Source organism: Virgibacillus subterraneus, from assembly GCF_900110695.1.
Taxonomy (GTDB): Bacteria; Bacillota; Bacilli; order Bacillales; family Amphibacillaceae; genus Lentibacillus; species Lentibacillus subterraneus.
Genome location: NZ_FOEH01000003.1, coordinates 397448 through 409542, shown reverse-complemented (window position 1 = coordinate 409542; position 12095 = coordinate 397448). Strand labels below are relative to the sequence as shown.

Below are 12095 nucleotides of genomic sequence, written 5' to 3'. Positions count from 1 at the left end.
GACTGAACGGTGCGCTAACACCATTCAGCCTACGTGTAATAGCCCTTCAAAGGGGCGGCTCACGTAAAGAGTTAAGAAATAACTACCCTAAACGCTTGCGCAGGCTCAGGGTGGTTATTTTTTGTTTGACATTATCGCAACAATTAACGTTCCGAACGAAATCATGAGAAACATGGTCTCAAAAAATGACATAGGTACATTTAGGGACAGGTCCCTTGTCCCGCTTTTTAACTATCTATACAATTTCTATCGTTACAAAAAAGGTGACCATCAATACAGCAAGAATCAGAAATATGATAAGTGTCTGCTTCATTGTTGACCTCCTCACCAAAAGGACATTTGTTAATATGTGTTACCCATTTTCCACTCCATTCAATCTTAAAACCTCTTCACATCCGCCCTGACCGGATAATCGTTATCACCATCAGCACAAACATGAGGGCGGCGATGACTGCACCGATTTCGATGATTGGCAGGTTCCAGATGATGGTGTCCTGTCCGACAATTGCTAGGCCGATGATTAGGCTGCCCATTAAAATACTGAAGGCAAGCATCAGAACGCTGAACGACAGCCTGTTACTGATCTTGTCCACCCTGCGCATGATTTGGTCGCCGCGTTTCACGTTAATATCCAGCCCGATTTTGCCCTTCTTTACAACGTCCATTACTTCCTTCAAATCACTTGGCAATTCGGAAATAATACCGATATCTTCACCAATCTCTTCCAATGAATTTCGGATAATTTCCTTTGGACGGTAACGCTGCCACATCAGTTTTTGTGCAAAAGGTTCCGCTGCCCGCATTAGGCTGAATTCCGGATCGAGCCGTTGTAAAACTCCCTCAAGCGTCAGGATCACCTTGCTGATCAGCGCCAGCTCTGTTGGTATTTTTATGTAGTTGTGATATGACACATTCAATATTTCCAGGATAACCCTGCCTAGGCTTAGCTCTTTCATTTTGATATTTTCATAGCGTACATGCAGGTCTTCCAGGTCATGCCGCAATGCCTCTGTGTCTGTCTCCTCACTGATAATGTCCATTTTGGAAAAAGTTTTGATCATCGATTTTGTATTGCCTTGGTGAAGGTTGACAAGGAGCGATGCAAAGTACTGTCGCGTCTTTTTGTTAATCATTCCGGTTTCCCCGAAATCAAAAAATACAATCGAATTCTTTGGCAGCACATAAATATTGCCGGCGTGTGGATCAGCATGAAAAAAGCCATTCTCGAAAAGCTGCCGGAGCATTGTATCTGCAAGCCGCCGGGCAATTTTTACCCGGTCATAGCCATTGGCATCCAGTTCTTCAATCTTGGAAATTTTGATGCCTTCGATTTTTTCCATCGTCAATACACGTTTGGTCGAAAAATCCCAATAAACGTCCGGGACTTTTATAAACGCATCGTCCTCAAACTGCTTGGAAATCCGCCCAGCACCAAGGCCTTCCATCAAGTAATCCAGCTCATTTTTCAATGAGGTGGAGAGTTCATCAATGATGTCACAGAGACGATATCGTTTTGCCCAGACAGTACGTTCCTCCAGTATACGCCCAAATCCCTGTAAAATTTCCAAATCCGTTTCAATCTTGGACTTCAGTCCCGGCCGCTGCACCTTAATCACGACATCCTCACCACTAAGAAGCCTGGCTGTGTGTACTTGTCCAATTGAGGCTGTTGCAAGCGGGTCGGAATCGACTTGTGCAAAAAGATTGTCGAGCTCATCTTCAAGCTCTGATTCTATTGTAGAACGCACATGTTCGAACGGAATTACCAGTGCATGATCCTGAAGCTTTTCCAATTCTTCTATTATTTCCGGTGGCAGTGCATCATGGCGGGTACTGGCAATCTGACCGAGCTTAATAAACGAAGGCCCCAGATCCTGCAATGCATGACGCAGCCGCTTCCCAACATTTTTCATGTTTCGATCAATCTCTTCAGCGCCCTGTCCTGCCGCCAGTCCTCGATCTGCCAGGCCAACCCGGAACAGGAAATGGCTGAATCCATTTTTCATAAGTACATTAATAATTTCGCGATAGCGCTTTGTATGTCTGATTCGTTGCCCGAGCAAATTAATCAGCTCCTGTTTCATCTAATTTTGCATTACTACATATTCCTCTTTTACGATACAGCTAAACGAGACCACGCACAACAATTCTGCCATTTATATCAGTTATCCTATGAAATTTACGACTGAATCATGTCAGATTGCTGAATCAGAATGTTCATGTGATTAACTGGTGCTGTTGAATAAATTAGATGAAGTGAAATTCTGGCAAGGGGACCCGGAACAAAAACGTATAGGAGGATAATATCAGTAGCTCATGTATTGTGCTTGTTTTAGAAATGTAAAAGGATAGTATGGCGCAACCACATGAGGAACGTCTGAATGCAGCGGTTCAGCATACAGATATGCAGTTCAGAGTGTAGAACCCAATAGCAAAAACTGATTAGTTAACGTTCTTTCTGCTGCGTTTTTCCAAATTTCTTGCTGTTTCACTTTTTTCGACATACTTGTGATCCCTATATGTGCCAAGTGTTTTATCAACTGTTGTATGTGTGACACCGTACCAATAATTCTCATTTTTGAAATGGTGCCAAAGGTGTGTTTTTTTAATGGTTCTTCCTAATTGTGTACGTGGCTTAATTGGCTTATGAGCAACATAATGCTTCCATTCATAATAAAGAAAATATCCCATAACTCCCGCCAGAAAAGCTATTGTAAGCTGCAAATTTTGCGTAATCAGATAGAAAACGGATGAGCTAATGACAAAGTTAGGGATACTGAACCAAAGTGGCAGAAACAGCAAACGCAAATCACTGGGGTCAACATGGTGATCATAATGTAATCGCTTAATCATTTTTAATAAGAAAGGATTCTTAGGTGTTTTGATATGAAATAAATACCGGTGAATCATATACTCACTCACTGCATATCCAATCATTCCAACCACAATTGCGATCCAAGTTCCATAATACAATAAATTCATTGATGTATAAATGACAACCGGGATAAACAACACAAGCATAATGGTTACATCAGGAAATGTGAAAAACTCTTTTAAATACTTCTTCATGAAACGCACTCTCCTTTTTAGAAAACTTGCTTGGCTTAGCGCTAAGCTCTCTCACTTTTTATAATTTCTTTTCAAAAGACCCATGAAAATAACATTATGCCAAGAGAAATCTCGATAAAATTGTTCTATTAATTCTCCTTCTTCATAAAATCCAAGTTTTTGATATAATTTAATTGCCCCTTTATTGAAGGAAAATACTCGTAAATACACTTTGTGCAGATTCAACTCGTTAAATGCAAAATCCAACAGAAGCCGAAAAGCTTCCTGTCCAAGACCTTTACCCCAGTAATTTTTATCCCCTAGGCTTATATTACATTCAGCGTTACGATTTCCATAATCAATATTAATAAGCGACGTGACGCCTATTGATTTATTAGTTTCAATTTCCTCAATTATGTAGATTCTGGAATTATTGGATTCAAATATGTTTTTAGCGAAGTTTTCAGTGTCAGCATACTTAAAAACATCCAAAGATGAGTTTGTAAATTGCATAACCTCTACATCGTTTCTCCACCTATGGTAAGTAGAGATATCTTCACTGGACATTTTTCTTAGGCGAACTCTTTCCCCACTAAAAAGCATTTGAAGCTCCCCTTTTCTGCTTGTTATTCAAATCTCGTTCCTGTTATTAGAAAACTTGGCATTCGCCAAGTCTTAATGGCGAGTGCCGTAGTTGCACTTATGCAGTAAGAAAGAATTTATACTTTCTTAACTGCTAAAATAAACCTATGGATTAAGTGTTTATTCTCGCCTATTAACGCTATACCCAGAGTAGCATTTTTTAAACGATTAAGTATTCCTTTCATTTACCATTGCGTCGAGCTTATTTAACGTTTTCCAGTTCCGAATTGTCACAGGTACCCCTAATTTCTGAAGACTTCTAGCCAGATTGGAATTTTTAATACTATGATGGAATAAGAGGTAAATTTCCCGACCCTCAATTAGATATATCACTTTTTCATTTTTATAATTGCTTAATCGTTTAATCCCTTCCTGCGACGGAGGTTTGGACAGTAAAGCAACATATAGACTTTCTCCTACTGCAGATGCTTCTGCCTCAGATATGGCTTTCTCTGAGAATGGACAATTTCCGATAATCCTTTCCAGTTCCGTAGGTGTTCTTAAAATAACGTTGATAGAATAGCCAAATCCTTCTTCAATTTTCTTTTCGATTTGTTTCTGTAACGGTTCTTCCTTCTCATTCGATTCAAACAGGATATTACCGCTTTGGATATAAGTTTGAACCCGGTTAAGCCCCATTGTTTCAAGAACGTCCCTCAATTCGCCCATCTTTATTTTATTCTTTCCACCCACGTTAATACCACGCAATAGTGCGATATAAATCATTACCGATCCCTCTCCTTTGGCTTTCAAGAATTACGTTCGCACCATTCAAAATGGGCGCGCTTTGAAATAAAGGTACGCCCTATGAAGGCAACTACACACTTACTTATTATTTATCCCTACCAAGCATCCTATAGATTTCAATCAAGTTTCCATCTGGATCACGAAAATGGGCAACCCTGGCTCCCCAATCTGTTCGATCATGAGGTGGATTCACAAACATGATGTTCTTTTCGCGAAAATTGCTGTAAGACTTATCCACATCTTCCACCTTAAATTGAAACAAGAATGATGATTGTGTTTCTGCATCCACAGGCTTATGTTCTTCACCAACCCCTTCAGCCATCACATTTCGTGGTAAAAGTTCAATTTTGGTCTCTCCCGTTTCAAAAAGAGCATACTCCATCTCTTCCTCATACAGGCTAATTGGCAATTCGAGGTGGTTTTTGTAAAACGAAACGCTTTTTCTAAAATCTTTGACCAAAAGTCTAATTTGCAGTAGTTTCATCTTCATCACCTTCCAAAAAGTAAGATTATTTGATCGGCATTATTTCTCTTAATCTGACGACCTTGCCATACTATATAACAACTTCACTGACAACTACGGTCAGTCAAGATCAGATTTTTGATAATGAGAGAGTAATTTTGAAACACATCAACTTACTTTTCCTTTAAAAAAGTCGGTTCCAACACTCAACCGCCTTTCCATAAAAAATTAAAATTAGGCACGTAAGTCAAAATGGCTTTTTTATCAATTTTATAATAAACCCGATCTTTTAATCGTTCCACAAGCGCATGTCCATTCTTTAACAATCTGGCCCTATATACGATATTGCGCTATTCCTTATTAAGGAAAAGCGTCAGATGATAGAATAATAGTTTATATAGAATATCAAAAATTTCTAATCTTCCAAAGTCTGCATTAAATCGTAGAAATATGTTGCATCCCCTTTATCAAAGTAGTTATACCAAGCCTCAAGGGTATCCTTAGAAAAGACCTCTAAATCTTCTATTATTAGTTTAGCAAAAAGCAACCCTCCTGCTGAACTGGCAGTAATCAAATTTCCATCCTTAATTGCTTTTACATCCCTATAATATGGCTCTCCTTTATAGCTTGGACAAACCATCTTGAGATACTCAAGGCTATTGCTAGTGTGTACCCATTTATCCAACAATTCGACCCCGGCAAGTGCAGTTGTTGCCCCACAAATTGCAGCGACCGCTGCCCCACATACTAATAATTCTGTTGCCTTTTCAATAATTGGTATATGTATAGAATCATCCCAAGTATCTGCCCCCGGCAACAATAAAAGTGCTGATGAATCAATAATGATTTCATCAACGGTTATATCAGGTTTAACTGTCATACCTCCTTTTGTTATTATACATTCTTCTGTAGAGCAAACAGTTTTTACAGAAACAGAGTCACTTTGCTTTTTAAAGTATTGACCCGAATTAAGCTCAGCCGTCACATATCCAAGTTCCCAGTCGGATAACGTATCCAGTACGTAATTATAAACGGTAATCATGTCAGCACCTCCATAATTTATTCAAAAGGACAGATCTCTCTAGAGACAATGCGGAATGTTTTATTTTCAGTGCACCATCATAATAAAAAAATATTGTTAGTATCCCTTATGAATATGCGATACTAGCACTGTTCCTTATTAGAGAAAGGCGTCAGACTAATGAAGATAGACACCTTAACTCCACTAAAGAACCCCTTTTCCAGCGGATTAACTAGTTCTTAGCATTTTTTTCATACAGATAAAGGATATTATCGGTTGGGACGCTTGGATGCCCCAATTGGCGAATCATGGCTGTCAGATTACCACGATGATACGTCCCGTGATTGACAACATGCTGGACCAAATTGGAAAGTTGTGTTTCCAAACGACCATAATGTGGATGTTCAAGTTCCATAGGTCTGTCGAGATCATTTTCGCTGTTAAGAAAGTCTTTGTAGCGTTCAGAAAGTTCTGTAAACATGACTTCCAGGTCCTCAAGATTTTTACCTTTCGTTGCTTCAGCTGCTTTAACGCCGGAAGCCTGAACTTGATCAAAATTGTCTTCTTGTATAACACCGAGCCAAACGGTATCAGTGATGTAAATGTGGGAGAGCGTTTCTGCAATTGAAGGAAAAACACTTTCAATTTCCTGTGAATATATTTCTTCAGGTAGCTCTTTTAAATGTCCGAAAAATTTGTTGTTTGCCCAAACGTGATAATCATACAGCTGTAATGCTTGATGTTTCATTTGAAAATCCTCCTTGTTTATTCACTTTTCACTGGGAATGTGACAATCATAAAACAATACCCCTGACAAATGCTGTCAGGGGATGTTATCATTTTACAAAAAGTTACTAATTGCCGTATTGTCTTTTACTATCCCGTTCGCAAAAAGCCATTCCATTTGAAGTGGCTATTCAATAACTAACGATGGCAATTTATTTATTTTTTAGACTTCATCGCCTTTACCTTCTTAATTTGATCCTGTTGTTTAAGCTCTTGATATTTCTCCGTTTCAACTGGAATCATTTCAGCGTTTCCGTATGTATCAAAGTAAATTCCCCAGCCAAAACGTTTCGGTAGAGAAGAAGCTCGCATACAAGCACGACTTTTCTCTAAAAAAAGTATCTTTTCCCCGTGACGGTTTTCTTTTGGAATTCCTTTGTGTATCATATGTACCTCAAATTGTAACTCATCTTGCGTATAGTAGCCTGGGTTCTCATGAAGCAGCGCATATTCAATTTCAGAGATTGTCCTCTTTTCTCGATTAGATACAGGTATTTTACTTGCCTGAACAGGGCTATCATCAGAAATTAATATAAATGTACTGTAATAATTCATGGTATCCACCTCCATTTAATTTAAAAAGTGACTCGGAATCCTACTTACCTCTCACCTCCGTCAAGGTACTCATTTGTTTCATAATAGTTTGCAAGTTGTCGGGCCTTTTCTGCCATCTTATTCCTTAACGCCTGTGGTTCCAATACTTGAATACCTGTTCCAAACGAAAGAAGGAACGCAGGCAATTTATTTTCCATCCGTTCAACATTGATTTTGAAATGTGCCTCTTCATCTCCTCGTTCCGTCAGGCAATGGTGCATATTTTGGCACAGATAATCCATAACCTCAGGTATCCCCCGAACATGGATCATAGTAGTTGGCTCTTTTGCTTCCCATTCAAAGCTCCACTGATTTTGTAAATACTTGCTCGCCGAAAAATCGGACGGTCGCTCAAAAAATAAACCAGAATATGACAGGTAGCTGATTCGATCTATACGAAACGTACGCAGCTCTTGTCTCAAATGACAGAAGGCGACCACATACCAATAATTTTGTCGGTACACCAACCCATATGGATCAATCCGACGTTCAACTGGTCCTTCTCCCTTCCGTTTATCATAGAACATATCAATGGTTTGCCCCTCTGCCACGGTTTGTTCAAGTTGCTTAAGCCAACGGTGCATCAATTCATCATGTCGTGAAAACATGACATCCAAACCACTCATGTGGCGGTCCAAATAGGCCTTCTGTTTGTAGTTCAAATTCTGTTGGATTTTTTCAAGGGCATGGCTTAAATCCTTTTCATACGGATACCCTGCTCCCCGTGCAAATGAGGCGGCGTGAAAAAGACTTTTCAATTCATTAAGATTAAAAAACAGCGGTGCTTCCCGAAAACTTTTCGGCAAATGATAGCCCCCGTCATGTCCCGGGTCTGCTACAATGGGCACCCCGCTTGCACAAAGTGCGTCAATATAGCGATAAACCGTCCGAACACTAATTTCCAATCTCTCAGAAAGTTGTTCCGCCGTCATACTGTTTCTTGATCTTAACAGCCAAACGATAGCTAGCATATTGTCCCATTTTGCCAAGCAAATTCCCTCCTTTCAAGCGGATAATCTCTTAGTTCCAACTTACACAATTAATTGGGCTTTATTTATTTACTGTGAAAAATTTATTTTTCAGACCTTAAGTTTGTCGTTTACTCAGTCATGGGTGTTTACTCAACAATCTGCCCCATAGAATCAGTGTTTCTTCGTTTATAATTATTATCTCCGCAAAATCTTCTCCATCGCTTTTCCCTTTGCTAACTCATCAATCAGCTTATCCAAATAGCGAATTTCCTGCATAGTTGGTTCTTCGATGTCTTCCACTCGGACACCACAGATTACACCTTTGATCAGATTCCGTGAAGGATTCAGTTGGGGAGCTTCCGCAAAGAAGGTCTCAAAGTCTGCCTGTTTTTCCAGTTGCGCTTCTAACTCTTCCTGGCTATACCCTGTCAACCAACGGATGATTTCATCGACTTCTGTTTTCGTACGTCCTTTTTTCTCTGCCTTCGTAACATAATGGGGATAGACACTTGCGACACTCATTGTAAAGATCTTATGTTTGGTCATAATCCCCCTCCTGTTCATGTATTTTTGATTACTTGTTTTTCAATTATATCATTTAAAAGTTATTTTGATTTCTCATGGTTGCTATCTTTTTAATAATTTTGTGTAAACACATTTCGATAATATGTATTAATGAAAACAATTTTAATACTTACAACTGGAATTGCCCAATAAAACTGGAAAGAGGACAACAAATTTCATTTTAACTCCTCAGATAATTTAAAAGTAAATAGAATAACTGCCCTGTTCTTGGATACAAGTATGAGCTTGGAGTAACCTATGCATTTTTAGTTGGCATTTATTAGCCACCCTCTATTAAAGTTATTGTTGACTGCCAACAGTAAATATAATTCTTGTAGAAGTTAGTATCTTTCCAACAAGTGTTTCTAGAGATTGTAATCGGCTACCTAAACCCGAGTAAGCTTATCCGGGTTCCGTACGACATAGATAATACTTGCAAACTTTCCGTGCCGGAGTTGTACACATATAGCGGCTACTGTTTCATCACCAGAACGGAGTACTATACTGGTCTCACCATTCAAAGAAGTAATTTCATAGTGAAGACTTTCCTGATAAAAGGGAGCCATCCCTTCAAGCGCAGCAGACAGGAATCGAGCTACGAGATCACGCTTTTGTACTGGATGCCTGAATGCTTTTACTTTTCCTCCTCCGTCAGTGACGAGCATGACGTCTTCAGTCAGCAGAGACAGTATATGATCCACGTCACCTTGTTCAAGGGAAGTGAGGAACCGGTTAACCCATTCCAATTCTATCGCTTCGGTCGCAACTGTCTCTTCCTCTGATATTCCCATCTTGTTTCTCGCCCGGCTCATCAGCTTGCGGCAATTCGCCTCTCTCTTGCCGAGCAGTTCGGCTATTTCGGGATAATCGAATCCCAGCGCTTCACGCAAGACGAAAACTACCCGTTCTGTAGGTGTCAACCTCTCCAACATTACGAGCGTGGCGTAAGACAGCAAATCGCGGCGGACAATCATCATCTCAAGTGTATCCGATTCTTGCGTCCGAATTGGTTCCGGGAGCCACGGACCGACATATGCTTCCCTCCTCTTTCGTGCTGACTTCTGCAGATTGAGACAGCGATTGGTCACCATTTTACACAAATACGCTTTTGGCTCCTCTAAACGTTCGACATGTGCTTTGTACGCTTTAAAAAATACGTCCTGTACCGCATCCTCCGCGTCTGCAACAGACCCTGTCAACTGATATGCCAGCGTAAACAGCAGCGCTTTATATTGGTCGTATAGTTCTTCCATCTCACTGTCCCTCCTTTCTTGAATGTTATAAATTTATTGCATCCTGGTCTCTTGTTTCTATCGAAGGTAACTGGCTTTATCCTCTACCAGCTTCTTGATCTTCCCTGGAGTCTTTCCTGTCATCACCATATCAATTCCCCATTTACGTATCCAAAACACCCCTTTTTGACCCAGACCAATATTATAGACATCCATATTGGATTTCGATGCTTTGTGAACCGGTGCAAGTTGACCCTCCAAATCGGCACTCACAATCTTCCCCAGTCGAATCCCTTGTAATCCAGCTTCAAAGCACGTCTTCTGTTCCGCCTTATCGGTTTTCGGATCGACGATTCTCGCACAGTCGCCAATGCTGTATACCTCCGGCGCCCCTTGGACACGATAACATTCATCTACCAGTACCTGACCATCAGGTGTAAGCGGTAAGCCCATACCGCTCAGGGCTGGATTCGGTATCAGACCAATCATCCATATCAATAGGCCAACTTTCAGTGAATCTCCATTATTTAGCGTCACCTCTCCTGTTTCCTCCCGCATCGCCTTACGATTGTGAAGTACGGTCACTCCACATTTGTTGAGCTCCTGATCCAACTTCCGCCTAAATTTCTCCGACACTTCTGAGAGCAGTCGTTCATGTGAATTCAGTAAATATACGGAGATATTGGACGAATTCAGCCCTAGCGCAGCTGCTTCCTTCTGCATAGAGAGTGCCAGCTCCGCAGACGTCTCGATGCCACTGATACCCGCTCCAGCAACCGCGATTGTCATTAGACGCTTTTGTTCTTCAGGATTCGTCTCTTCAGCAGCCTTTCGTAAACTGACATGCCAGCGCTCCCGGATGGCTGCCGCGGATTGTTGATCAGTCAAGACGATCCCACCTTGGTCGGTATCTGGTCGCCGAACGGTGCTACCAACCGCCACGACTAAAAGGTCATAATGAATTTGGGCATCATTTCCTTGCACATCCACATATTGAACCCACTTTTTTTCACTATCCACAGATCTAACTGTACCTTGCACAAATTCAAATTCTCCTAAAACTAAATCATTCCAAGGAATCATAATTTCTTCCTCGACCGTAGTTGGCCGAAATAACCTCAATTTGCGCAGATGACCGGGCTGCTTGTCGACCAGCACAAACCGAATCCGCCGTCCGTTTGCCATGTCCCGGGTTGTCTCCTGTATTTGTTTGAGTGCTTTAAGCCCTGCATAACCGCCTCCGATAATTATACATGTCAAGTCGTCCATTATTCCTCAGCTCCTTTTTAAGTTTCATACATATAACAATGTAAGACTCTGATTTGTGACATCGGAAACGAACAAATGCGAAATTTAATAAAAATCCTTTACTATTATCACACCATTTAGTTGAATAAAACTTCTGTAATTATTCTTATTTAAAAAAATTAGCTTATCGAAGTTCGATAAGCCAATTCCATAAATATTTTGCTATTTTGATAATGCGATTTTTATATGGGCTAAGTGGTGCTCTTCGTGCCAAGCTAATTTTGCAACTTTTGCTGCAACTTGTATTTCACCGTTTTTCGGGTGAGTAAAAGCTCGATCTACTTGGTCTTCCGTTAAACTATACCCTAAAGATACGATGCGCTCATTTATACCCTCTAGCATTTTAATAGAACTTTCTACGGGTAGCTCTGTATCGGGTTGAATAGCCCACTTTTCTTGATCAAAAGCTAGTACTGTTGGATTCTCATCTGTTAAAGCCAGCTTCAAACGTTGATACATGTTCAACTGAGAATCTGCAATGTGATGAACAAGTTGACGAACTGTCCAGCTACCATCACGATATGTTCTGCTTAATTCCTCATCACTTAATGAGTCAACAGTTTCTCTTAATCGAATCGTGTAAGTTTCGATCTCCTTTAGCCATTCTTGAATATTTCCTAATGTTACCTTTTTTGGAACTTGTAATTCCCCAATTGGAAATCTTACATCCATGTTTAATCCCCTTTCCCTATTCGTTAATTTTTTACTTATTGATTATT

The 12095-nt window shown here is 40.3% G+C and carries 14 protein-coding genes; all 14 read right to left on the bottom strand.

Annotated features, from left to right (window positions below; translation table 11 throughout):
• Window positions 1-114 precede the first annotated feature (114 nt).
• Entirely contained in the window at window positions 115-192 is a 78-nt protein-coding gene (locus BMY13_RS20065; protein ID WP_425445156.1) for a putative holin-like toxin, read from the bottom strand.
• 197 nt (window positions 193-389) lie between these two features.
• Window positions 390-2063 (bottom strand): ABC1 kinase family protein, encoded by a 1674-nt coding sequence (locus BMY13_RS11655; protein WP_092504867.1) that lies wholly within the window; start codon window positions 2061-2063, stop codon window positions 390-392.
• Between the two features lie 379 nt (window positions 2064-2442).
• A complete protein-coding gene (locus BMY13_RS11650) occupies window positions 2443-3069 on the bottom strand; it encodes a sterol desaturase family protein (protein ID WP_092504782.1) in 627 nt (208 codons plus the stop codon).
• A gap of 51 nt (window positions 3070-3120) precedes the next feature.
• Window positions 3121-3651, bottom strand: coding sequence for a GNAT family N-acetyltransferase (locus BMY13_RS11645; protein WP_092504780.1), 531 nt, complete (start codon window positions 3649-3651; stop codon window positions 3121-3123).
• Between the two features lie 207 nt (window positions 3652-3858).
• Entirely contained in the window at window positions 3859-4416 is a 558-nt protein-coding gene (locus BMY13_RS11640) for a DUF1697 domain-containing protein (protein WP_092504778.1), read from the bottom strand.
• A 106-nt stretch (window positions 4417-4522) separates the two neighbouring features.
• The gene (locus BMY13_RS11635) at window positions 4523-4921 is read right to left on the bottom strand and encodes a VOC family protein (RefSeq protein ID WP_092504776.1); all 399 of its coding nucleotides are present in this window, start codon (window positions 4919-4921) and stop codon (window positions 4523-4525) included.
• A 394-nt stretch (window positions 4922-5315) separates the two neighbouring features.
• Entirely contained in the window at window positions 5316-5942 is a 627-nt protein-coding gene (locus BMY13_RS11630; protein WP_092504774.1) for a DJ-1/PfpI family protein, read from the bottom strand.
• 211 nt (window positions 5943-6153) lie between these two features.
• The gene (locus BMY13_RS11625; RefSeq protein WP_092504772.1) at window positions 6154-6669 is read right to left on the bottom strand and encodes a DinB family protein; all 516 of its coding nucleotides are present in this window, start codon (window positions 6667-6669) and stop codon (window positions 6154-6156) included.
• A gap of 194 nt (window positions 6670-6863) precedes the next feature.
• Window positions 6864-7262, bottom strand: coding sequence for a DUF6157 family protein (locus tag BMY13_RS11620; RefSeq protein ID WP_092504770.1), 399 nt, complete (start codon window positions 7260-7262; stop codon window positions 6864-6866).
• Window positions 7263-7306: 44 nt separating this feature from the next.
• Window positions 7307-8290 (bottom strand): helix-turn-helix transcriptional regulator, encoded by a 984-nt coding sequence (locus BMY13_RS11615; RefSeq protein WP_092504767.1) that lies wholly within the window; start codon window positions 8288-8290, stop codon window positions 7307-7309.
• A 177-nt stretch (window positions 8291-8467) separates the two neighbouring features.
• Window positions 8468-8818, bottom strand: a complete 351-nt coding sequence (locus tag BMY13_RS11610) for a DUF2200 domain-containing protein (protein WP_092504765.1) — start codon at window positions 8816-8818, stop codon at window positions 8468-8470.
• 404 nt (window positions 8819-9222) lie between these two features.
• On the bottom strand, window positions 9223-10089 hold the full coding sequence (gene sigJ / locus BMY13_RS11605) for an RNA polymerase sigma factor SigJ (protein WP_092504763.1): 867 nt from the start codon (window positions 10087-10089) through the stop codon (window positions 9223-9225).
• A gap of 57 nt (window positions 10090-10146) precedes the next feature.
• Entirely contained in the window at window positions 10147-11337 is a 1191-nt protein-coding gene (locus BMY13_RS11600; protein ID WP_092504761.1) for an NAD(P)/FAD-dependent oxidoreductase, read from the bottom strand.
• 201 nt (window positions 11338-11538) lie between these two features.
• On the bottom strand, window positions 11539-12048 hold the full coding sequence (locus tag BMY13_RS11595; RefSeq protein ID WP_092504759.1) for a YfiT family bacillithiol transferase: 510 nt from the start codon (window positions 12046-12048) through the stop codon (window positions 11539-11541).
• Window positions 12049-12095 lie beyond the last annotated feature (47 nt).